The organism is Streptomyces achromogenes, assembly GCF_030816715.1.
Taxonomy (GTDB): Bacteria; Actinomycetota; Actinomycetes; order Streptomycetales; family Streptomycetaceae; genus Streptomyces; species Streptomyces achromogenes_A.
The window spans coordinates 3,873,541-3,894,926 of record NZ_JAUSYH010000001.1 but is presented as its reverse complement, the minus strand read 5'-3'; the positions used below and the strand labels follow the sequence as shown (position 1 = coordinate 3,894,926).

Annotated in this window: 18 protein-coding genes, 1 tRNA gene and 2 pseudogenes; 14 read left to right on the top strand and 7 right to left on the bottom strand. The window is 70.0% G+C overall.

Annotation, left to right across the window (positions count from 1 at the left end):
* Positions 1 to 78: 78 nt before the first annotated feature.
* Positions 79 to 1,269, top strand: a complete 1,191-nt coding sequence (locus QF032_RS17380) for an MFS transporter (protein ID WP_307056473.1) — start codon at positions 79 to 81, stop codon at positions 1,267 to 1,269.
* A 7-nt stretch (positions 1,270 to 1,276) separates the two neighbouring features.
* Here QF032_RS17380 and QF032_RS17375 read toward each other — a convergent pair whose 3' ends face one another.
* The gene (locus tag QF032_RS17375) at positions 1,277 to 1,858 is read right to left on the bottom strand and encodes a DUF4396 domain-containing protein (RefSeq protein ID WP_307056470.1); all 582 of its coding nucleotides are present in this window, start codon (positions 1,856 to 1,858) and stop codon (positions 1,277 to 1,279) included.
* A gap of 1,088 nt (positions 1,859 to 2,946) precedes the next feature.
* Here QF032_RS17375 and chvE point away from each other — a divergent pair.
* Positions 2,947 to 4,038 (top strand): multiple monosaccharide ABC transporter substrate-binding protein, encoded by a 1,092-nt coding sequence (chvE, locus tag QF032_RS17370; protein WP_307043771.1) that lies wholly within the window; start codon positions 2,947 to 2,949, stop codon positions 4,036 to 4,038.
* A gap of 727 nt (positions 4,039 to 4,765) precedes the next feature.
* On the opposite strand, the gene QF032_RS17360 is transcribed toward chvE, so the two are convergent.
* Positions 4,766 to 5,590 carry an SDR family oxidoreductase gene (locus QF032_RS17360; protein WP_307056468.1) on the bottom strand — a complete coding sequence of 275 codons (825 nt, stop codon included), beginning with the start codon at positions 5,588 to 5,590 and terminating at the stop codon, positions 4,766 to 4,768.
* Between the two features lie 238 nt (positions 5,591 to 5,828).
* Here QF032_RS17360 and QF032_RS17355 point away from each other — a divergent pair.
* The 3 genes and pseudogenes from QF032_RS17355 (at position 5,829) to QF032_RS17345 (ending at position 7,844) form a co-directional block, all read left to right on the top strand.
* Positions 5,829 to 5,913: pseudogene (locus QF032_RS17355) on the top strand.
* 386 nt (positions 5,914 to 6,299) lie between these two features.
* Positions 6,300 to 6,773, top strand: coding sequence for a carboxymuconolactone decarboxylase family protein (locus tag QF032_RS17350; RefSeq protein ID WP_307043769.1), 474 nt, complete (start codon positions 6,300 to 6,302; stop codon positions 6,771 to 6,773).
* A 147-nt stretch (positions 6,774 to 6,920) separates the two neighbouring features.
* A complete protein-coding gene (locus QF032_RS17345; RefSeq protein WP_307043767.1) occupies positions 6,921 to 7,844 on the top strand; it encodes an RNA polymerase sigma-70 factor in 924 nt (307 codons plus the stop codon).
* Between the two features lie 156 nt (positions 7,845 to 8,000).
* Here QF032_RS17345 and QF032_RS17340 read toward each other — a convergent pair.
* A pseudogene (locus QF032_RS17340) lies at positions 8,001 to 8,282 on the bottom strand (hypothetical protein); the annotation flags it as partial.
* A gap of 77 nt (positions 8,283 to 8,359) precedes the next feature.
* Positions 8,360 to 9,166, bottom strand: coding sequence for a hypothetical protein (locus QF032_RS17335; RefSeq protein WP_307043765.1), 807 nt, complete (start codon positions 9,164 to 9,166; stop codon positions 8,360 to 8,362).
* A gap of 207 nt (positions 9,167 to 9,373) precedes the next feature.
* On the opposite strand from QF032_RS17335, the gene QF032_RS17330 reads away from it, so the two are divergent.
* The 9 genes from QF032_RS17330 (at position 9,374) to QF032_RS17290 (ending at position 14,671) form a co-directional block, all read left to right on the top strand.
* Complete coding sequence (locus QF032_RS17330; protein WP_307056466.1) at positions 9,374 to 9,808, top strand: Asp23/Gls24 family envelope stress response protein; 435 nt, start codon at positions 9,374 to 9,376, stop codon at positions 9,806 to 9,808.
* A 38-nt stretch (positions 9,809 to 9,846) separates the two neighbouring features.
* On the top strand, positions 9,847 to 10,074 hold the full coding sequence (locus QF032_RS17325; protein ID WP_306951407.1) for a hypothetical protein: 228 nt from the start codon (positions 9,847 to 9,849) through the stop codon (positions 10,072 to 10,074).
* Entirely contained in the window at positions 10,071 to 10,517 is a 447-nt protein-coding gene (locus QF032_RS17320; protein ID WP_307043761.1) for an Asp23/Gls24 family envelope stress response protein, read from the top strand. Before QF032_RS17325 ends, QF032_RS17320 begins: the two co-directional genes overlap by 4 nt.
* On the top strand, positions 10,514 to 11,203 hold the full coding sequence (locus QF032_RS17315) for a DUF6286 domain-containing protein (RefSeq protein WP_307043756.1): 690 nt from the start codon (positions 10,514 to 10,516) through the stop codon (positions 11,201 to 11,203). Before QF032_RS17320 ends, QF032_RS17315 begins: the two co-directional genes overlap by 4 nt.
* A 9-nt stretch (positions 11,204 to 11,212) precedes the next feature.
* Positions 11,213 to 11,806 (top strand): alkaline shock response membrane anchor protein AmaP, encoded by a 594-nt coding sequence (amaP, locus tag QF032_RS17310; protein WP_307043754.1) that lies wholly within the window; start codon positions 11,213 to 11,215, stop codon positions 11,804 to 11,806.
* 242 nt (positions 11,807 to 12,048) lie between these two features.
* Complete coding sequence (locus QF032_RS17305) at positions 12,049 to 12,219, top strand: hypothetical protein (RefSeq protein WP_306951416.1); 171 nt, start codon at positions 12,049 to 12,051, stop codon at positions 12,217 to 12,219.
* 376 nt (positions 12,220 to 12,595) lie between these two features.
* Entirely contained in the window at positions 12,596 to 12,988 is a 393-nt protein-coding gene (locus QF032_RS17300) for a tyrosine-type recombinase/integrase (RefSeq protein WP_307056464.1), read from the top strand.
* A gap of 298 nt (positions 12,989 to 13,286) precedes the next feature.
* The gene (locus tag QF032_RS17295) at positions 13,287 to 14,069 is read left to right on the top strand and encodes a transposase (protein ID WP_373430352.1); all 783 of its coding nucleotides are present in this window, start codon (positions 13,287 to 13,289) and stop codon (positions 14,067 to 14,069) included.
* 23 nt (positions 14,070 to 14,092) lie between these two features.
* Positions 14,093 to 14,671: a hypothetical protein gene (locus QF032_RS17290; RefSeq protein WP_307056462.1), complete on the top strand. Its 579-nt coding sequence runs from the start codon at positions 14,093 to 14,095 to the stop codon at positions 14,669 to 14,671.
* Between the two features lie 1,334 nt (positions 14,672 to 16,005).
* On the opposite strand, the gene QF032_RS17285 is transcribed toward QF032_RS17290, so the two are convergent.
* The 3 genes from QF032_RS17285 to QF032_RS17275 form a co-directional block, all read right to left on the bottom strand.
* Positions 16,006 to 16,078, bottom strand: a tRNA-Arg gene (locus tag QF032_RS17285).
* A 248-nt stretch (positions 16,079 to 16,326) separates the two neighbouring features.
* The gene (locus tag QF032_RS17280; RefSeq protein WP_307056460.1) at positions 16,327 to 19,521 is read right to left on the bottom strand and encodes an RICIN domain-containing protein; all 3,195 of its coding nucleotides are present in this window, start codon (positions 19,519 to 19,521) and stop codon (positions 16,327 to 16,329) included.
* Positions 19,522 to 19,606: 85 nt separating this feature from the next.
* Positions 19,607 to 21,370, bottom strand: a complete 1,764-nt coding sequence (locus tag QF032_RS17275; RefSeq protein ID WP_307056459.1) for an amylo-alpha-1,6-glucosidase — start codon at positions 21,368 to 21,370, stop codon at positions 19,607 to 19,609.
* Positions 21,371 to 21,386: the final 16 nt, after the last annotated feature.

Genomic DNA, 21,386 nt, shown 5'->3' with positions numbered 1-21,386 from the left:
CGCACGATCTCGCGCATGACGTTTCGCACGACCGCGAAACAATAACCGGCCGGCTGGACGCCGTCCGAGACTCCGCGCATGCCCCGATACCGACCGCTGTTGCGCACCCCCGAGTTCACTCCCCTCTTCCTCTCCTCCGCCGCGCACACCGCCGCCTCGACGGTGGGCGGGCTGGCCCTCGGCACGCTGGTCTACCGGGCCACCGACTCGCCGCTGCTGTCGGCGATGAGCATGTTCGGTCCCTCGCTCGCCCAGGTGCTGGGCGCGACCCTGCTCCTCTCCGGTTCCGACCGGCTGCCCCCGAGGGCGACGCTGGCAGGGATCTCGCTCGGGTTCGCCGTCACCACCGGCGTCCTGGCAGCCCCGGGCCTGCCCGTCTTCGGCGTCCTCGCCGTCGTCCTGCTGCAGGGGCTGATCGCCTCGCTCGGCGGCGGGGTCCGCTGGGGACTGCTGAACGAGATCCTCACCAAGGACGGCTATCTGCCCGGGCGTTCGCTGTTCAACATCCTGCACGGGCTGATGCAGATCACCGGATACGCGGCCGGCGGCGTGCTGGTGGCGGCGCTCTCCGCACCCCGGACCCTGCTGCTCGCCGCCCTGCTGTACGCCGTCGCCGCCGCGGTCGCCCGGCTGGGGCTGACCGCCCGCCCGCCGCGCGCCGCCGGACGCCCCTCCGCCGCCGCGACCCGGCGCACCAACGCCGTCCTGTGGTCCTCCCGCCCCCGCCGCCTCACCTACCTGGGGCTGTGGCTGCCCAACGGCCTGGTCGTCGGCTGCGAGGCCCTGTTCGTGCCGTACGCCCCGGGCGCGGCGGGCACGCTGTTCGCCTGCGCCGCGCTGGGAATGCTGGTCGGCGACGTGACGATCGGCAGGCTGGTCCCGGCGGCGGCGCGCACCCGGCTGGCGACCCCGCTGCTGCTCCTGCTGGCCGCGCCCTACGCCCTGTTCGCCCTGCATCCGGCTCTGCCGCTGGCCGCCGCCTGCGCCGCCCTCGCCTCCGTCGGCTTCGGCGCGAGCCTGGTCCAGCAGGAAAGGCTGATGGCGCTCACCCCGCCCGAACTCAGCGGTCACGCCCTGGGGCTGCACTCGTCCGGGATGCTCACCATGCAGGGCGTGGGCGCGGCCCTTGCGGGCACGGCGGCCCAACTCACCTCGCCGGCCACGGCGATGACGGCGATGGCCCTGGCGTCGGTCGCGGTGACCCTGGCGCTGCACTGCGCGGGGCGAGCCGGCGAACGGCTCACGGCGCGCACGGGTCCGGTCGGGTGAGGCCGCCTCAGCCGTGGGCGTGGGTGTGGGCGACGGCGTGGCCCTTGCCGCGGGCGATCATCCACTTGTTCACCGGCGTCGTGATCAGGAAGGCCGCCACGAAGCCGCCGAGAAGGGCCGCCCAGAACAGCCCGTCCGACAGCTGGGCGTCCATCGCTCCCGGTGTGAAGGCGACGATCGCGTTGTCGACCAGCTCCATCACGGCGATCGAGACGGTGTCGGCGGCCAGCGCCACCCTGACGGCGGCCCGGAGGTCCAGGCCCGCCCGGCGCACCGAGAGCAGAGTGAGGGAGTAGCCGAAGAGGAACGCGAGGAGGATCGCGACGACCATGGTCGGCACGTTGCCCCAGCCGAGGGCGGTGCCGATGACCATGCCGAGGATCTCGCCGACGGCGCACCCGGTCAGGCAGTGCAGCGTCGCCGTCACGGCCATGGCCCAGGAGGCATGGCCGCGGGGTCGCGAGTGGTGCCCGGGCCGGCCGGCTTGTACGTGCCCGCCGGCCTGTTCGTGCCCGCCGGAGTGGTCGTGGCGGTGGGTCCGGTCGTGCTCGGGGGGCTCGTCGTGGTCGTCGTCATCGTCGTGAGACATGCCTCCTGTATACCCCTGGGGGGTATCAAGGGCAAGCAGTGCGCGTGGGGGTGACTCCTGTCGCGGTGCTCGGCGTCCCTGCGGCGGCCCGCCTGCCCCGTGTCATGCGCGAGGTGTTCCCGGCGTGACAGCGGGCTTTCCGGCGCGAGGGCGGGGCCTTCCGGCGGGACGGCGGGGCCTTCCGGCGGGACGGCGTCGCCAGGGCCGCGGTCGCGCGGCGGCGTGACAGGCCCACTGCTGGTCAGGCGGGAGCGTGACCCCGGAATCCCGTCCTCCGCCAGTTCTCGGGGCGCCCGAAAGCGATTTTAAACACCTTAGGAGAACGTTTTCGTTCGCCCCGTTGACACCTTGCGCACCCCCTTTTAGTGTCGCGCCAGCATTCTGACCAGGTGACGAAATTTCGAACGGTTGAGAGGCAAGTGCCCTGCGCACCACCGGAGTCAGCACACTCGTGACCGGAAACCGGTGGCACAGCCTGAGGTGTTTACAGGTGCGTACCGGCAAACCGGTGAGTGGAGCGGGCGAAATCCGCGTGCGCGGCCACGCGAGGGCCCCTTTCGGTGATCTGCGGACCACCGGGGCGTCCGAAATCCGCCCCGGGCGACCCCCTGGGCGGTCCGCCCCCCGCGCCCCCCTCTCCGTTCGTGCTCCTCGTGCTCCTCGCGCTCCTCGCGCCTCTCATGCCCTTCGGCCGGTTCCTGCGAGATCCGCCGGCCGTCCACGGCTGTCGGATCCGGCGCACCACGATCCCCGACGACCTCGGCGGCCGCGTGCGCCCACGAGGACGCCGAGCACCTCGCCCGCGCCGCACCGTGCCACCCGAAGCAGTTCCGCCCGCCGTCGAGCCGGGCCGGGCGCGCGCCGGGCGCCCGCCCGTGCGGCGCCCCCGCCCTGCAACCCGCTCCCGCACACCCAGCGGGAGCGGGAGCGGGTGCGGGAGCGGGTGCGGGTGCGGCGCGTCCGGCCCGCGCGCGACCCGCTCGCCGAGGCCTCCTCGGCGGCCCGCCGACCCACCGCATTCCTCCCCACCGACGGCTGACACTCCGTCACTCACCCCCCTCAACGACGAGAAACTAGGAACGATCGCCATGCGCAACCGAAGAGCCTTCCTCGCCGCCATGACGGGAGTCGCCTCCCTCTCCCTCTCCCTGTCCGCCTGCGGCGAGACCAGCAGCAGCGGGGACAAGACCAAGGGCGGCACCATCGGCATCGCGATGCCGACCCAGGCCTCCGAGCGCTGGCTGACCGACGGCAAGAGCGTCGTCAAGGACCTGAAGGGCTACGGCTACCAGACCCAGCTGGTCTACGGGCAGGACAACCCGAAGACGCAGGTCTCCCAGATCCAGGCCCTGATCAAGCAGGGCGTGGACGCCCTGATCATCGCGGCCATCGACAACAAGTCGCTGAACGGCGTGCTCGAGGAGGCCGCCGCCGCGAAAATACCGGTGATCTCCTACGACCGGCTCATCCTCGGCACCGCCAACGTCGACTACTACGTCTCCTTCGACAACGAGCAGGTCGGCCGGCTGCAGGCGCTTTACATCATCGACAAGCTCGGCCTGGAGGACGGAAAGGGACCGTTCAACATCGAGATTTTCGCCGGTTCTCCCGACGACAACAACACCCAGTACTTCTTCGAGGGCGCGATGCACCTTCTGCAGCCGTACCTGGACAACAAGCAGTTGATCGTCCAGTCCGGCCAGACCGCGCTCAAGGACGTCACCACCCTGCGCTGGGACGGCCCCACCGCGCGCAAGCGCATGAACGAAGTCCTCGCCGACTCGTACGGGAGCAAGAAGGTCGACGCGGTCCTGTCGCCGTACGACGGCATCTCCATCGGCGTCCTGAACGCGCTGAAGGCGGACGGCTACGGCTCCAACAGCAAGCCGCTGCCGGTCATCACCGGTCAGGACGCCGAACTGGCGTCGATCAAGTCGATCATCGCGGGCGAGCAGTCGCAGACCGTGTACAAGGACGTCCGCCAACTCGCCTCGGCGGCGGCCGACATGGCCAACGACATCCTCACCGGCAAGACGCCGAAGGTGAACAACAGGCTGGGCTACAAGAACGGCGTGAAGGCCGTGTCCGCCTACCTGCTGCAACCGACCAGCGTCGACAAGAGCAACTACAACTACGTGCTGGTCGCGGGGGGCTACTACACCGCCGCCGAACTCAAGTAGCCGTACGGGGCGGGACGTCGTCCGCCGGGCCCGGGTGCGAGCCGGCAGCCACCCTCGGCGGTCGGCCACGGGAGACACGAGACGTGCACGACGGGCGCCACGGGGGACGGGGGACAGGCCACGGGGGCGGGGGACGGGGGACGGGGGACGGGGGATCGAGTGGAGAAGGAACGGCGCCACGCGGCGGACGCGGCGGATCTCGTCCTGTCCGGTGTCCGGTGTCCGGTGCCCGGGGCCGGTGTTCGGCACCCTGCGTCCGAGGCCCAGGCCGGTTCGGCCGTCGCGCGCCGCGGCGTGGCACGGGCGTCGGTGGCCGGTCGCGGCTCTCCGGAGCCGGCGGTGACCGACGCGGCGGGCGCGCCGGGGCGACGGCGTGGCACGCGGACCCGCAGCGCCCCGGGTGTGCAGCGGCAAACGACGGGTGAGGGCAGCACGGTGTGCTCCCCGTCGACGCCGACCGGGAGGGTGACCGTGTCGGCTTCGACGACGACTTCCCCCGCACTCAGCCGCATGACGCCCCGCGCACGTGGACCGCGCACCAGGCGCGCCGCGTCGGCGGCGTTGTCGGGGCCCGCGTAGGGGGAAAACCGGAAGGGTGGGCCGGTGCCGGTGCCGGTGCCGGTGCCTGGCCGGGCCGCGGCACCTCCGGCGTGGTGGTTCAGGTGACCCACGCCGAGGAGCCGCTCCGGTGGTGTGCTCCGCGGGTTCCGGTGGTGTCGCCGTGTGGTTATACGGCGGCGCCCTGAGCCTGGGCGGACACGTCGGCCCACTCCTCCCAGGTCTTCAGCCGCTCGGCGTAGACCTGCGGGACGATGTAATGCGGGGCGGTGCCGAAGAAGACGCGCAGGGGCGGGTTCTCGGCGTCCACGACCTTGAGCAGGGCCGCCCCTGCGGCGTTCGGGTCGCCGGACTTGACGTCGCCCCAGCTCGCGGCGACCGCCGCGCGCAGCTCGTCGTAGGCGGGCAGCTGCTCCGCGAAGACGGCGGAGGAGCCGGCCCAGTCGGTCTCGAAGCCGCCGGGCTCGACGAGGGTGACCTTGACGCCGAAGCCGGCGACCTCCCCTGCGAGCGCTTCGGTAAGACCCTCCAGGGCCCACTTGGAGGCGTTGTACCCGCCCAGGTTGGGGAAGGAGACGACGCCGCCGACGGTGGAGATCTGCACGATGTGGCCGCTGCCCTGCTCGCGCAGGAGGGGCAGGGCGGCCTGGGTGACCCACAGGGCACCGTGGAAGTTGGTCTCCATCTGGTCGCGGACCTGCTGCTCCGTCAGCTCCTCGACCGCGCCGAACAGTCCGTAGCCGGCGTTGTTGACGATCACGTCCAGGCGTCCGAAGTGGTCGTGCGCACGCTGCACGGCCTCGGTGGCGGCCGCCTTGTCGGTGACGTCCAGGGTCAGCGGCAGCATCGCGTCGCCGTACGTGGCGACCAGGTCCGCGAGGGAGTCGGTGTTGCGGGCGGTGGCGGCGACCTTGTCGCCGCGCTCCAGGGCGGCCTGGGTGAACTGGCGGCCGAAGCCGCGCGAGGAACCGGTGATGAACCAGATCTTGCTCATGTCAACACTTTCGTTCGAAACGAAGTACTTGAGAGGGACTCTACCTCTACTTGAGACTCCGTATCAAGACGAGCTGGCGAGTCTTTGTTGTACGCGGTGCCTTCCTGAAGGTTCGCCAGGGCGCTCGGCGGCCCCCTGTGCGCTCGGCGGAGACATGCGGACAGCCGGACAGCCGACAACGGCCGCTCTGTCTGAAAAGAGGTGGGCTCGCCAGGCCGTGCGTCAGTACGATTCCCCCGGCCATGAGTCGTTCAGCGGCCCAGGACGTCGCACGGGGGTTCGCCCCTACGCGGAAACCCCGGTTCGAATCCGGGCCATGGCCACCCTCTCCCGTCCCGACGCGGGCCCGACGTGAGGGCGCGATGCGGAGCGCCGGCAGCGGGACGGCAGGACGTCGAGCCATGTCGTCGGTGTCGGACGCGGCCGTACGCGCCGCGCGCCGCGCACCACGTCACCGGCCTGAACTCTCAGGTTGTCGCTGGCGGGACCGCGCCACCGGAGCCGCGCTGGAGTTCGTCATCAGCTCCTTGTTCCAGGATTGCCTGCTCCCCCTGGGACGAGACAGCACCCCGCCTGTGCCATCCCCGAACACCCGAGTCCGGGGAGACGTGGATCACACACGTCGGTGTCACAGGGCGTTGGGCTGTCTCGTCCCAGGGGCGTAGCCACCGATGAGCACGGAAGAGAACCGAGCACGGAGGAGAACGCAATGGACGCGCGACTGAACTACTTCGCCTACCCGACCGCCGCCAAGGCCCTCAAGCACCTCATGTCGGCGGGCAGGACGCTCAAGGAGTCGCCGCTGCCGGCCGTCACACAGGAGCTCGTGGCGCTGCGCGTGAGCCAGATCAACGGCTGCGCCGTCTGTATCGACATGCACACCAAGGAGGCAGCCGCGGCCGGTGAGACCATGGCGCGGCTGCACCTGGTGACGGCGTGGCGGGAGGCCACGGTCTTCACCGAGGCCGAGCGTGCCGCGCTGGAGCTGGCGGAGCAGGGCACCCGGGTCGCGGACGCGGCCGGCGGGGTCAGCGACGAGGTCTGGGCGCGTGCCGCGCAGCACTACGACGAGGAGCAGCTCACCGCCCTGGTGCTCCTGGTCTCCTTCACGAACACGGCGAACCGGCTGAACATCATCGCCCAGCAGCCTGCCGGCGACTACGAGGTAGGGCAGTTCCACTGAACGGCCATCGGTGATCCGCCCGGGGGCACTGTCGCAAGTCCCCGGCACAGGGCCGTTGCGCGGCCCCTCCGACGGACGTCAAGATCACCGGAACGTCCCCGCGACGGGAAATACGGCCGGGTGGGAAGAACTCGAGGAGGACGCGGCGTGAACAAGGTCGAGGAGTTCCAAGAGTTACGGTCCCTGTTGTTCTCGATCGCCTACCGGATTCTCGGCAGCGTGAGCGAGGCCGAGGACGCGGTGCAGGAGACATGGCTTCGCTTCGACGGCTCGACGACCGTTCCCACGTCGGTCAAGGCGTTTCTGTCCGCCACGGTGACGCGGATCTCGATCGACGTGCTGCGCTCCGCGCGGGTGCGTCGAGAGGCGTACGTGGGCCCGTGGTTCCCCGAGCCGCTGCTGAGCGATCCATATCAGGATCCGGCACGCTCGGCGGAGCTGGCCGACTCGGTGTCGATGGCGGCGCTGTTGCTTCTGGAGCGGCTCAGCCCGCTGGAGCGGTCGGTGTTCGTGCTGCGGGAGGTGTTCGGCTTCGGTTTCGACGACGTCGCCTCGGCGGTGGGGCGTTCGGAGGCGGCGTGCCGGCAGCTGCTGGTACGGGCACGGCGGCACATGCGGGCCGGGCGGCCGCGGTTCGAAGCGGACCGTCAGGAGCGGCAGGAGTTGGCGACGCGATTCTTCGACGCGCTCCGCGAAGGCGATGTCACCGGCCTGCGGGATCTACTGGCCGCCGACGTGCAGATGGTCGGGGACGGCGGCGGCAAGGCTCCGCAGCTGGCCAGGGCCGTCGTCGGCGCCGAGAACGTGGCTCGGCTGCTGGCTTCCGTTTTCCCGTTGCTGGCCCGGATCGACGTGACGTTCGAGCCGCATGAGGTCAACGGCCAACCCGGCGCCATCTTTCACGACCGGGACGGCAAGGTCCTCCATGCCCTCACCCTCGACGTGCACGACGGGCAGGTCCAGGCCATCCGCTCGGTCATCAACCCCGACAAGCTGGGCCACCTCGGACCGGTTGCCGACGCCTGGGCCATCGACGGCGAGCTGAAACGGGCCCGCCGCCAGATGAAATGACCCGGAGACCGGCGTGGGCCGGCTCGATCGCCTGTCGGGCGATGCATGAGGTCGGGTTCCCGGAGGTTCCCGGCCTCATGCGGGCTGAATCCCTGCCAGGCCCTCGTCCGACGACGAGTCGACGACCATCTTGTAGCGCCGGGCCGGGTCCCCGACCGCCCGGCGTCGGCGGAACACCTGGCGGTGGGCCGCGTCATGGGCGATCAGGGCGACCTGGCCGAAGACGACGGCCAGGAAGCCGGCGACCGTCAGCGTCCACCGACTGTCGCCGATGAGCGCGACGGCGGCCCACCCGCTGACGTAGAGCGCGGTCACCACTGTGATTCGCAGTGCGTAGTAGCCGGGGCGGCGTCTCAGCAGCCCGGCGTCAGCGATCTTTCTGCGGGCTCCCTGCCAGGCAGATCTCACACCGTGGCAGGGCAGGGCACGGCAGCGCAGGGGCGGCGGGGTGACGGCCACGCGCTTTCACAGATGAACCCGGGGAGGCCGGGGAGGCCGGGGAGAGGGACGGCTGATCACTGAGGGGCGCTCATCACCGTGACCGGCGAGGTGCCTCGCCAGGCCGCGGTTTCCGTGATGAGGACGGCGACGGTGGCCGGGCCCGGGGTGCCATCGGTGGCTGCCTCGGCTACGGCCTCCCTGACGGCGCGGGCCACTTGCAATGGATGGTGTCCGGGGCCGACCGCGAGGTGAACCTCGATGTGTCGGCCGGGTGGATCATCATGGTCCTCCACCCTGACCGGGCGGCTGCCCAGCACGGCCGTGAGGCGGGCTACGCCCGGCACACCCGTCGCGACGACCGCCAGCTCCCCGGCGAGTCCCCGCATGGGCCCTGTGCCGGTCACCGGGGGCGAGTTCCGCGCGGCCTCAGCTTCCGGCGTGGGCCTCATGGCCGTCGCCGCGGCCCGGGACGTCACGCCCGCCTCCGGGACCTCACGGAGATCCGTCACGCGCATGTCAGCCGTCACCGCGGTCAGCCCGAGCCGTTCCGTGGCCGCGCCCAGCAATGTGCTCCTCAATTCGTCGGCGGTCTCCGGCAGCGGCCGCACGAGGGATGCGGTGAAGGCGGCCTCGATGGTGAGCGGGCCCGGCGGTAGCGCGCTGGCCGGCGGACGGACGGCCGGCTCGGACGCGGGCCGCAGCGGCGCCGACCCGATGCGCAGGGACTCCAGTCGGACACCGGGGACCTCGGCGGCGGTGCGCCCGAGGGCCTGGACGGCCGCGTGCTCGGTGATCCACGTCCCGTCGTCGGGCCCGCCGAGCGGGAGCAACCGGCCCAGGCCCAGCTGGCTTCGTACTGCCTGCGTCCACGCCTCGGTCACTGGCCTCTCACCCTTACTTCTCCACGGCCGCGGTTCTCTTCCCGCGGCGCTCTGCCCGGAGTGTCCGCGAGAACTCGAGGCAGGGGCCGCGGGCCACTCGTCGGACCGATCACCCTGCCTCACGCTCCACAGCCGGGCAAAAGGTACTAAAAAGACTATAATCCTAGTAATTGGTGCTCTGTGGCCTCGAGAGGGAGGAATATCCCGATGACTGAGAACACCGGCGTCAGGCTCGGCGCTGCGCCCGGTTCTCGCGGCCGGACGACCATCGCCGACGTGGTGGTGGAGAAGATCGCCGGAATGGCGGCACGGGACGTACGCGGCGTCTATGCCCTGGGCAGCGGATTCGCCCGCTCGATGGGATCCATGCGGGAGCGGATGCCCGGCGCCGGCAGCGGCAAATCCGCCACGCGCGGGATCAGTGTCGAGGTCGGCGAGCTGCAGGCGGCCATCGATCTGGAGATCGTCGTCGACTACGGCGTCTCGATCACGGACGTGGCCGCCGCGGTGCGGGAGAACGTGATCTCCGCGGTGGAGCGGATGGCGGGCCGGGAAGTCGTGGAAGTCAACATCACGGTCAGCGACGTGAAACTGCCGGACGACGAGGAGGACGAAGGGGAGGAGCGGCAGCGGATCCAGTAGCCGGGGCGGAACAGCCCACTTGAGTGAAGGAGCGCGAAATGAGCAGGGCCGTGGTGGGCTTGATGGCCGGAATGGCGCTGGGTTTCGCCGCGTATTTCGGTGACTTCTGGGCTTTCCTGCTGGTGCTGGTGCTGGGCCTCGTCGGTCTCGTCATCGGGCGGTTCATGGAGGGTGATCTCGAACCGGGCGACTTCGTCCGCCGCCGGGACCGGCAGGATCGGATCCGCGACGACCGGCGACAGGCTCGGGGGGACTGGCAGCGGTGAGCGGGGAAGCCGATGAGCGTCCGGGCGTCCCCCGCGGGGAGCGCGGGGCGACCGCCGTCACCGACCGGGTCGTCGCGAAGATCGCGGCCCGGGTGGCGCGCGAAGCGCTGAGCCGGTTCGCCGAGTCGGCCGGCCACGTACCACCCGGCCGCCGGACGCCGCACGTGAGCACTTCCGTACGGCGGGCGCCGGAACGGACCAGCGCAGGCCGGGACGCCGAGTCCGCCGCCGGACGGCAGGCGGTGCTCGGCGAGGCACGGCTGCACATCACCGTCGAACTCGGCTACCCGTCCGACATCGGGGCGCAGTGCGCCGCGGTGCGCCGGGAGGTCACCGAGCGGATCAGGGTGTGGGCCGGCATGGAGGTGTCCGACCTCGCGGTATCGGTCGGGCAACTGCACTCGGCGCATACGCGGCACACGGACCGGGAGAGGGTGAGATGAGCGCGAACACCTCGCGGCAGCCGACCGGTGACAGTGACCTCTCTTCCGGTCCGGGACCGGCGGCTCCGTCCGCCGACGGCACCCCGGGGGCGGCCGAGGGCGCTACGAAGGTGATCGACGGATCAGGCCGGTCGGCGCACCGTTTCTGGTCGTCGCGGCGGATTCCCGCGGCCTTGGCAGCCCTGCTGTCCGCCGCGGCCGTCGGATTTCTCCTGTACGACGTGGTCGCGGTGCGGGCAGGCCGGAATGCGATGCGATGGCGGCGGCGGCTCGCCGAGGAACTGGCCGAACGGCCCCTGGACGACGTCTGGATGATCGTCGGGGCCGCGGTGGCGATGGCCCTCGGCCTGTGGCTCTTCCTGCTGGCGGTGACGCCGGGACTGCGCAGGCTGCTGCCCATGCGGCGGCCCACCGGCATCCCGGGGACAGAGGACGTCCGAGCCGGGCTCGACCGCCGCGCGGCCGCCCTGGTTCTGCGCGACCGGGCCATGCAGGTGCCCGGTGTCCAGTCGGCACAGGTCGATGTCGGCCGCCGGAAGGTCAAAGCCCGAGCGCGGGCACATTTCCGCGATCTTGAGGAGGTCCGCTCCGACCTGGACGCCGAGCTGGGCGAAGCCGTGACGTCCTTGGGCCTGGCCCGGCAACCCGCACTGGCCGTGCGCGTCCGGCGCCCCAAGAAGGGCTGAGGTGATCCGATGCTCAAGACGGCGAACCGGGTGCTGCTCGGACTGCTCGGCCTCGGACTGTTCGCCCTGGGCGGCGGCGTGCTGCTGGGCGCACTTGACCTGCAGCGTCACTGGGATTTCGACGTGCCGGGCTGGTGGCCCTTCCGTGGGCCGGACGATGTGGTGCTGGGCGCCGAGGGACGCACCCGGTGGCGGGAAGAGGACTGGTGGTGGCCGACCGTGATCGCGGTGCTCGCCGTGCTGCTGGCCCTGCTGCTGTGGTGGCTCCTCGCGCAACGCAGACACCGCCTGGACCGTGTCCTCGTAGACAGCGAAGACGGCGTGCCGGCCCGGCTGAGCGGCCGCACCCTGGAGAGGGTCATCGAGGAAGAGGCACAAGCCCTGGACGGGGTCTCACGGGCCCGCGTCCGGCTGACCGGCCGACGAAGCGCTCCGACCGCGCGCGTACGGCTGCTGCTGGAGCCTCACGCGGACCCGGCGCGGACTCTGGGGCAGCTGAGCCGCGAAACGCTCGCGCACGCACGAGACTCGGCCGGCCTGGACCGCCTCCCCTCGAAGGTCCGACTCCGGGAAGCCCGCCATCGCGCCCAACGCGCCACCTAGCCAGGACCGTTGGGGCTGAGCCTCATGGAGGTATCGGCTGCGAGGAGCCCAGGACTCCTGGAACCCGAGCGAGCCCCGGGGCAGACGCCGCCTCCACCCTGGTGGCCGGCTGCCTCGTGCGCCGGAGCCGCCACGTACCCCTCCTCGGCCGACGCGACATCGAGCGCAGGCACAGCGTGTCCTGCCGTAGCCGAGAGAACGCGCGCGGATCTCGCACGGTTCCTTCCAGGAGGCATCCCGTCATGGTCCTCTTCCTGATCCTGCTCATCGCCGGAATCGCTCTGGTGGCCATCGGCGCGGCCGTCGACGGCATCCCCTACGTGATTTCCATCGGCGTACTGCTTCTCATCGTCGATCTGCTCTACCTGGCGGCCCGCTCCATCTGGCGCTCCACCCGGGGCCCGGCCCGCTGATGGCAAGCCGTACATGGCCGCTGTGCCCCATTGCAGAGTGGCACGTCCCGGCACGAGCCTGACGCGCAACTCGGTTACCTACAGGACGCCCTGACGTTCCCAGCACTCGGCTCCCAGGGCGGGAGAGTTGTGGTAGTGCTGTACCAGCCGCTCGAAATGTACCCCTTCAAGGGGGGAAGCATGAGTGCGCCGGTCCACGAGATAAGGCTCGATGGCTGCCCGGACCTGCGGCGGGGAGCGATGGAAGCAAGCGACTACGAGGTCGAAAGCCAACAGTCCTTCAGGGTGTACGGGATGTGAGTAGGAACAGCTCAAGTCCGGCCGCTGGCAGGTCCGCTACCGCGACCCTGAGACGGGGCAACTCCGGCCGGTCGAGATGACGCGGCGTCGCGACATCGACTTGGACGGGCTGACCGTCAGCGTGCGCCGGTCTCAAGCGGAGTTGCAGGAGGGCGGGCTCTTCGACAAAGCACCGAAGTCCGCCGCTGGGGTACGGGCCATCTCGTTCCCCGCTGAACTGCTCGACGACGTCACACGTCACCTGGACCAGTTCGCAGCACCCGGCCGCGACGGACACGTCTTCGTCGGCCCACGAGGCGGCCTGCTCCGGCGGAGCAACTTCCGCGACGACTGGGTGTCGGCCAGGAAGGCCGCGGGGGTCACGTCGGAACTCCACTTTCACGATCTCCGCCACACCGGCAACACCCTGGCCTCGACCGCCGGTGCCAGCACCCGTGAGCTGATGACCCGGATGGGCCACAACAGCTGACGTGCCGCGCTGATCTATCAGCACGTGACCAGCGACCGGGACCGGGCCATCGCTGATTGCCTAGGAGCCATGATCCGCCAGGGTGGGCGAGAGGGAGATCCCGACTAGGGTTGTGCAAGTGCAGCTCACGAGCACGCATTGAGGCAACGACTGCGCGGGCCGCTCCATCCGCCACCTGTACCGCGAGAGGGCGTGCCACTGGGCGGCTGATAGCTTCAAGGAGTCTGCATCCCGCCCAGGAGCACGGCCACCACTAAAGTCTGTCTCGTAACCGTGTGGGCTGAACCGCGTTGGCCTGATGATGCAGGTGATCTCCGCTGAGCGTCAGGAGCTCGTTGAAGTGTTTACCGGGCTTCGGCCGCGCCAGTTCCAACGGCTTGTGCAGGCGGTTCACAGGGCCGGTGGGCAGGCACTGGGTGCGGTCCGACCTGGACGTCCATGGTCGTTGCCGCTAAGGGACCGGGTCCTGCTGGTGGCGACGTACTGCCGCACCAACCTGTCCATGCGGCAGCTTGCACCCTTGTTCGGGATCTCCGTCTCTGCCGTAGGGCGGATCATCAATCGACATGGGCCGTTACTGGCTCTTGCCCCGAGGAAGCGCAAGCCGACCAGCAACGACGTACTCATCATCGATGGCACTCTGGTGCCCACGCGGGACCGGTCGATCGCGGCATCCTCGAAGAACTACAGGTACTCGACCAACGTGCAGGTGCTGGTCACAGCGGAGACCAGACTCGTCATCTCGGTCGGCCGGCCTCTGCCCGGGAACCGGAACGACTGCACAGCGTTCAGCGACTCCGGGATCGATGCCGCATGCGGAAAGGCAACGGTCATCGCGGACGGCGGATACCAAGGGACGGGCCTGCTCATCCCACATCGCCGCCAGGCGGGGCAGACGCGATTACCTGAGTGGAAGGAGCGGCACAACGCCGCTCACCGCCGCGTTCGGGCCCGCGTTGAGCATGTCCTGGCCCGGATGAAGAACTGGAAGATCCTCCGCGACTGCAGGCTCAAGGGCGACGGTGTGTTCTGGGCTGCCAGCTGTGTCGCCCACATGCACAACCTGGCTCTCGGCGGGTGAGTGGCCCCATAGCATCGCCTGTCATGACCACAGCGATCGTTACCGTCGGACTGGCGTTCATCGGCTACCTGGCGACCTACCTGAACGGGCTGCGTCTTGCGCAGAGACAGGCCGGGCTCATGCGCGTGAACCAGCAGCTGAGTGACTTCTACGGGCCACTGTTCGCCCTGATGGAAGCCAACAGCCGCACCTACGACACCTTCGCAGAGAAGTACGCCCGCCCTGACGGTCGCGATCCCTTCCGCCACGACACACCACCTACCGAGCAGGAGCTCGCGGAGTGGCGCACCTGGGCAACCACCGTCTTCATCCCCAACATCCAAGCCATGCGCGACGTAGTGGTCACCAAGGCCGACCTCCTCATCGAGGAGGAGATGCCCCAGGCCCTGCTCCAGCTATGCGCCCACGTCTCGGGCTATGAGATCACGGCTGCGCGCTGGGCCCAAGGCAACTATGAGGAGCACCTGTCACTCGTATCCTTCCCCGGCCGGGAGCTGCGGGAGTACATCCGTGACCGGTTCGCCCGGCTCAAGAGCGAGCAGGCGCGGCTGCTGGGGCACAGCCGAGCTGGTAACTGGTGGACGAGGCTCCAAGGGAGATAAAGGGAAGTCCCCGCATTGCGAGACAGGCTTTAGGTACACCGGGATAGCCAAGGCGATGGCCAACCCGGCAACGCAGCCCCATATGGCAAGTCGCATGCTGGTTCTCGCGTAGCCATCGCTCTTCGGCACGTCCATATCCAACAGTGAAAGACACTGGCTCTCTACCCAGAGGATGTGGACGCCGCGTGGCCTCTAGCTAAGCGAATCGGTGAATACGCGCCCGGGCGGATCGCGGCGGCGAAAACGCCGTCAACTCCATCCTTCGGCACCGTAAGCACATGTGATCGGCTCCGCGCCCGTCGTGCACACGGAGAGCCAGACCCGGGTTTGCTCCGGAAGGTCACCGGTTTTCCAATCCGTACAATAGGGCGAAGCGTGACCTGAGGTACTGGCGGTGCGAATGACTTTGCCGGTGTCTCGATTAGTCAGCGTCGCCTTTATGCCACGGCCATCGGCGTGCAGGTCGCAGGCTTTCAGTGCGTCACCGGGAAGGCTCCCGTTCGGATCGGCATGGAACCACCCGTACCCTGCAGAGGGGCAGTACTCGAATCCGCACTGCGGAACATGGACAGTAACATCTTGACTTGCAAGGGCCGGAGCTGCGTCAAACACCACCAACCCCGCAGTCGCTATCGCCGCCGTTAGCGCACTCCTCATGAAACGAGAAATCGGCATGGGTTTCCCTTTCTGTTGACGAGTTGGCTGAGCTGACCGCATCGGTCTTGAAATCAGAGGCCTGTCCTGTGGCAAGTCCCAGACATCTCTGCGGCGATCACCAGGATGTACGGCGCTCATTCACCCGTCATTGGCACACCGTCCACAGTTACTTGACGCACCGTCCACGGTGTACGGGCGCGGTTGCGTCAGGGCCGGACACGCGGCGCGCACCCGCAGCGGGGCCGGGGCGGCCCGGGCGGCCGGCGAGTGGCCGGCGCGCTTCGTCGCCTTCGATGTGCCGAGGCTGCCCGGGACCGACACCACCGCCTGGCCGTATCGGCGGCGTAGGGCCGTGCTGGAGTCGGTGTCCGCCGCGCGGCGCCTGTCTGCGCCGTGGCGCTGTGCCCGTCGCCACCGACCGGGACCCGCGCGCATGGCTGTCGTGTGCGGCTGTCGACATGGAAGGCCTCGTCTTCAAGCGGCTGGACGACGCCTGCCACGCGGCGGCGAGAGGCTGGCTCCACGCGCCCGCGGTGGCAAGAGTACAAGTACGCGAAACTACCGAGGCGATCGTCGACAAGCGGATAGTTCCTTGATCAACAACTTCTGTCAGGACCCCTCGAACACGACGAAGGGCCAGCCTGGGAGGAAACCCTCCTGAGCTGGCCCTTTCGCTGTGCCCCCGGCAGGATTCGAACCTGCGACACCCGCTTTAGGAGAGCGGTGCTCTATCCCCTGAGCTACGAAGGCGGGGGCTTGTGGGTTACGTGCCGAGGATCCGGAGATTGGATCTCGATACGTAGTACAAGCCCGCTGGTCAGACCTGGTGCGACGCTTTCCGCTCGGTTGGCTGAGCGGATGGCGCGGCGTACCGATGGCCGACCAGGGACAGCCTAGCGGATGTGCTCCGCGGGGCGTCGTCGGTATAGGGGGCGGAGGGCTTTCGCCGCCCTCTCCGCGCCTCCCGCCGGCCTGGGGCCGGCGGGAGGCCGGGGTGGTCATGAGGTGCCGAGCAGGCGCCAGATCTGGTTCTTCTTGGTGGTCAGGGTGCTGCCGGTGTCGCAGGTCCACTGGTGGACGAGGGCGCCGGGGACGGTGGAGACGGTGCTGACGTCGACGCACTTGCCGCTGTGCACGGCGACGAGCTGGTAGTCGTGGCTGTTGCCGAGCGCGGTCACCGGGCGGAGGGTGAACCGCTGGTTGTTGGCGCCGGTGCAGGTCCACTGCTGGACGGCGGCGCCGTTGGCGGTGGAGACCTCGGAGATGTCGAGGCACTTGCCGCCGGAGTGGTTGACGACGGTGTAGGTGTTGGTGGCGCCGCTTACGGGGTGGAAGTCGAAGATCTGCTCCTGGCCGCCCGAGCAGGTGTTCTGCCGGGACTGGGTGCCGTCGGCGGTGGACTGGCCGGGGTTCTCGAGGCAGAGCGAGCTGTGCTGGGCGACGGCCGTGGACGAGAAGCCGGTCGCGGCGCCGATGTGCAGGCTCTGCGGGGCGAAGGAGACCTCGTCCAGGTGGGGCGCCGAGCTGGAGCGCAGGGGCTGTCCGATGTCGCTGCCGCCGCCGGAGTAGACGACGCCGATGGTCGTGCCGTCGTAGTCGTAGAGCTGGGAGGCGGTGAACTTCACCGTGTTCGCGCCCTTGGCCAGGGTCACCGGGACGGTGTGGGTGGCGAACTGGTTCCAGTGCAGGGTGCTGGCGAAGTTGACGCGGGTGGCGGTGCCGCCGTTGACGCTGACGTCGGCGTGCTCGGCGTACAGGTCGGGGTTGTAGTGGTTGGAGGGCAGTTCCTCGGCGTTGGCGTACCGCATGGTCATGGCGTAGGTGCCGGCCGTGGGCGCGTTGACGGCGAGGGTGAGGGAGTTGGCGGTTCCGTTGCCGATGCCGGTGACGACGCCGCCGTCGGCCTGGGTGTAGGTGGTGTCGGCGGCCGCGGTGCCGGTGAGGGTGCCGTTCTCGGCCTGATAGGTGACGACGTTGCCGGTGGTGACGGCGTCGCCCGCGCCGAGCGGGGTGACGGCCAGGTCGTCCAGGGTCAGGGTGCCGCTGGTGCCGGTGACCTCGACCTTGTTGATGCCGGCGGTCAGGTGGACCCGGTTGGTGGAGGTGGACCAGGCGCTGGTCGTCGTGCCGGCGAGGATCTGGTCGTCGGCGGCCTTGCCGTTGACGGTGAGGCCGGCCCGGCCGGTGTTGCGGTAGCGGGCTGTCAGGTCGGCGTAGCCGTCCTGCGCGGAGTAGACCCAGAACGTCGCGGACCTGCCGGAGGTGAGGTTGACCGCGCCGGCGCCGGACTGGCCCTGCGAGGTGTAGGTGGCGGCGGCGCTGTCGGAGAGGTTGGTCTGCTCGGCCTCGTAGAGGGTCGTGCCCTGGACGGCGGCGTCCTTGTAGCGGAGGTCGATCTTGTCGATGATGGCGTCGCCGACGGTCTTCGCACCGTTGTCGCCGGTGGTGGCCAGGGTGATGGTGTGGCTGCCCGCGGTGAGGTGCACGGTGGTGTCGCTGTGCCCCCACACCACCCACTGGAAGCCGACCGGTATGTCGACCCTGCTGGAGGCGCCGCCGTCGACCCGTGCGTACACGTTCGTCGGGCCCTCGACGTCGGCGTCCTTGGCGTAGCTGTTGCCGAACACCGACAGGTCGTAGTCGCCGGTGGTGGGGACGGAGACGGGGAAGGAGATCACCGTGGTCGAGCCGGTGCGCAGACCGCCGACGTCCTTGGTGCCCGAGGTGGCGAACTTGCCGACGTTGCCGGTCGTGCCCTCGGTGTTGATGTTGTAGCCGCTGCCGCTGAGCGTGGCGTTCTCGGCCTCGTACGTGCCGGTCCAGGTGCTGTCGGAGGCGGTGGCGCTGCCGGTGCCTCCGGGAGAGACGATCACCTGGTACGCGGACATCGCGTCGAGGGTGAGCGGGAGGGTGATCGAGCCGTCGGAGCCCACGGCGACGTCGGCGTCGGAGAGCCGGGTCGGGGTGGCGGCCGCGCCGATGTAGCCGCTGTAGCGGTCCTGGAACACGCTGACGTGCACGGTGCTGCCGAAGACCGCGGGGTCGATGTTCTTGATCACCGTGCTGGAGGCGCCGCTGGTGCCGCCGCCGGCGAGGATGACGCGGGCCTGCTTCTTGGCCGTGTCGAGGCTGGCCAGGCCCTGGAGGGTGTACGCGGCGTCGGCCCCGGTGCTGCTGACCTCGACGGTGTTGCCGCCCTTCATGGAGCTGTACCAGTTGTACAGCCACCACTGGGCGTTGGGGGTGTTCTGGGCGGCGGCGGAGTCGCCGAGGTTGCCGTTGATGTTCCAGTACGGCAGGTTGCCGTCGATCTTCTCGTCCTCGATGGCCGCGATCCACTGGACCATCTGGCCGGGGTCGGTCAGGTGGTAGCGGTGGGCGTACTCGTTGAGGTTGACGGTGATCGGGGAGGTGATCCCGGCGGCGGTCTCCACCGCGCGGTAGGCGTCGACGGTGCCGCGGACGTCGGCCGGGCTGCCCAGGGTGTGCCAGGTCACCACGTCGGGCAGGCAGTTGTTGGCCTTGCAGTAGGTGAGGAAGCCGCTGAGGGAGGAGTTGCTGTAGCCGGCGCTGTTGGGCCCCGCCAGCCGCGCCTGGGGCCAGAGGCCCTTGATGAAGTTGTACGTCTGGCGCCACTCGGCGTTGAAGTTGGCCAGCGCGGTCGCGTTGGTGCGCATGCCGTTGAACCAGCCTATGTCGGGCTCGTTGTAGGGCACGAAGACGATGCGGCTCGCGTAGGGGCTGGCCTTCGCCTGCTCGACCTGCTTCTTCATGTTCGCCTGGTATTCGGCGTAGCTCGCGCGCTCGTACGTGGTGCGGTACACGTCCGTCATGTAGATGAAGACGTCCCTGCCGCCGCTGTCGACGAACGGCTTGGCGACCTCCAGCGCGTCCGAGCCGGGGTGCTGCTGTCCGTCCTGGTACTTGGTGTTGGTGGTCTGCAGCCCCATTCCCTCGATGAGGTCGTTCGTCGGCACGTCCGGCCCGTACAGGCCGTACAGCGCCCCGGAGGCGCCGCCGCGGAATGCTCCGGTGGTGGTGCCGAGGTCGACGGTGAGGGTGGGGGCGGCGGCTGAGGCCGGCGTCGCCGTCACGGTGGTGACGCCGGCCATGAAGGTCAGCGGGAGCAGCGTCCTGGTGATGCCGTGGAGGAGGCGTCTCTTGGCCGAGCGCCTTTGCCCGAGTCTTGCCATGTGCTTACGTCCCTTCAGGGATGGGGCTGGTTGTCGCTGTGCCGGCCCCCGTGCCGGACGTGTGTGGGTGGGTGTCGCCAGCGGGTCAGGCGAGGGTGGTGACGGCCGTCCCTGCTTCCGCGCCGCGGCGTTCGTGGTCGCGGGCGAGGAGGAGGTAGCTGCTCGCGGTCCAGGTGTAGGCGCGGTCGCGCAGGCCGGCGCCGGTGAGGGCGTCGAAGTTCTCGGCGAAGCCGGAGGTCTCGCACAGGGCGCGGAAGCGGGCGCTGATCTCGTCCGCGAGGCGGGTGTGCCCGGCGCGGCGCAGGCCGTCCTCGATGAGCACGGTGGTGGGGGCCCAGATGGGGCCGCGCCAGTAGCCGTCGGGCTCGTAGTGCGGGGAGGCGGGGTGTTCGGTGGCCAGGCCGAACGCGGTGAGGTGGGCCTCGATCCGTTCGGCCAGCCGGTCGCGGACCGCGGCGGGCAGACGGTCGCCGAGCACGATCGGCATCAGGTCCAGCAGGCTGGCGCTGGGGGTGCGGGCTCCGCCGTGGGCCGGGCGGCTCAGGAACCGTTCGCCGTCCCACAGTTCGTCGAGCAGGGCGGCCTGGAGGGCGTCGGCCGTGTCGGCGCGGCGACGGGCGTCCTCGGGGAAGCCCAGTTCGTCGGCCAGCCGGGCCAGTTCGTCGAGTTGGAGGATGAGCAGGGCGGTGAGGTCGGCGGTGACGGCGAGACGCCCGGGGTCGAAGGTGGTGGCGTTGTCCCAGCCGCTGTCGTTGCCGTGCTGGTAGTGGGGCAGGGCGGCGTCGGGTGCGCGCCGCGCGGTGAGCCAGAAGTCCGTCCAGCGGTTCAGCCGGTCGTACGCCTCGGTCAGTTGTGCCCGGGTGAGCGGCTCGGGGAGCAGTCGGCGCAGGTGGCCGAGGGCCCAGCCGTGGATGGGAGGTTTGACGAAGTTGTAGAGGACCTCGGAGTGGGTGACGGAGTCGGGGAGCGCGCCGCTGTCGTCCTGGTGGTCGAAGGGGAGGGAGAACTGGTCCCAGGCCAGCTCGGGGCAACCGGGCGCCAGGGCGAGGGCGTTGAAGCAGTGGTCCCAGCTCCACACCTTGTCCATCCAGTGCTTGGACATCAGCACGGCGGGCCGGGTCACCAGGCCGGCCGGGAGCACGGTCGCCGACCACACCACGTAGGAGGCGAGTTCGGCGGCCGGGGTGGCGGCCGAACGCCAGGGGGCGACCGTGTCGGCGAAGCCGGCGAACAGCTCCCGCGCGGCCTCCCGGACCTCGCCGAACGTCGCCGGGGAGCGGAAGGGCGGTCGCGCGGTGTCGAGTTCCTCGACCGCGACCTCCCACGAGCCGTCGGCCCCAGCGGCGACCGTGAGACCGCGGTCGCCGGCGCCCAGCGCCTGGGAGCCGGAGACGGCGGTGACCGTGCCCGACAGCACGGTGATCCGGTAGCGGCGGCCGGTCTCGTAGGAGGTGAACACGTGCGCGTCGTCCACCGGGTCGCGGTAGAAGTAGGTTCCGCCGAACGGGGTCAGGGCCTGCGCCGCCGCGGTGACGCGCAGGTCCAGTCCCCGGCCGTGCACGCGCACGGTGTCCGGCGACTCGTAGGCGAGGTCCACGCGCCCGGCCGCGCCGGTCCAGCCGAGCAGGCCCGGCGACGCCTCGACGGCGGTCTCCGCCCGCTCGCCCGTCGCCGCGTCGAGGGGGACGAGGCGCAGGACGGCGTGCATGCCGTTCTGGTGCGAGACGAGGTGGAGGTCCTCGGCGCGCGTCCGCTCCGACAGCACGGGGGAGACGCCGAACCAGGAGCCGTGCGTGCTGAAGGGGATGTCGTGGACGGAGAAGGCCGGGCCGGCCGGTGCGGCGGTCATGGAGGCGGCACTCATT

What these genes read in the sequence shown, in the direction of transcription:
- QF032_RS17295 (WP_373430352.1), top strand. Translation starts at nt 13,287, where the DNA reads ATGATGCAGGTGATCTCCGCTGAGCGTCAGGAGCTCGTTGAAGTGTTT.
- QF032_RS17300 (WP_307056464.1), top strand. Translation starts at nt 12,596, where the DNA reads ATGACGCGGCGTCGCGACATCGACTTGGACGGGCTGACCGTCAGCGTG.
- QF032_RS17360 (WP_307056468.1), bottom strand. Translation starts at nt 5,590, where the DNA reads ATGAGCAAGATCTGGTTCATCACCGGTTCCTCGCGCGGCTTCGGCCGC.
- QF032_RS17280 (WP_307056460.1), bottom strand. Translation starts at nt 19,521, where the DNA reads ATGGCAAGACTCGGGCAAAGGCGCTCGGCCAAGAGACGCCTCCTCCAC.
- QF032_RS17330 (WP_307056466.1), top strand. Translation starts at nt 9,374, where the DNA reads ATGACTGAGAACACCGGCGTCAGGCTCGGCGCTGCGCCCGGTTCTCGC.
- QF032_RS17305 (WP_306951416.1), top strand. Translation starts at nt 12,049, where the DNA reads ATGGTCCTCTTCCTGATCCTGCTCATCGCCGGAATCGCTCTGGTGGCC.
- QF032_RS17275 (WP_307056459.1), bottom strand. Translation starts at nt 21,370, where the DNA reads ATGACCGCCGCACCGGCCGGCCCGGCCTTCTCCGTCCACGACATCCCC.
- QF032_RS17350 (WP_307043769.1), top strand. Translation starts at nt 6,300, where the DNA reads ATGGACGCGCGACTGAACTACTTCGCCTACCCGACCGCCGCCAAGGCC.
- QF032_RS17375 (WP_307056470.1), bottom strand. Translation starts at nt 1,858, where the DNA reads ATGTCTCACGACGATGACGACGACCACGACGAGCCCCCCGAGCACGAC.
- amaP (WP_307043754.1), top strand. Translation starts at nt 11,213, where the DNA reads ATGCTCAAGACGGCGAACCGGGTGCTGCTCGGACTGCTCGGCCTCGGA.
- QF032_RS17290 (WP_307056462.1), top strand. Translation starts at nt 14,093, where the DNA reads ATGACCACAGCGATCGTTACCGTCGGACTGGCGTTCATCGGCTACCTG.
- QF032_RS17325 (WP_306951407.1), top strand. Translation starts at nt 9,847, where the DNA reads ATGAGCAGGGCCGTGGTGGGCTTGATGGCCGGAATGGCGCTGGGTTTC.
- QF032_RS17315 (WP_307043756.1), top strand. Translation starts at nt 10,514, where the DNA reads ATGAGCGCGAACACCTCGCGGCAGCCGACCGGTGACAGTGACCTCTCT.
- QF032_RS17380 (WP_307056473.1), top strand. Translation starts at nt 79, where the DNA reads ATGCCCCGATACCGACCGCTGTTGCGCACCCCCGAGTTCACTCCCCTC.
- chvE (WP_307043771.1), top strand. Translation starts at nt 2,947, where the DNA reads ATGCGCAACCGAAGAGCCTTCCTCGCCGCCATGACGGGAGTCGCCTCC.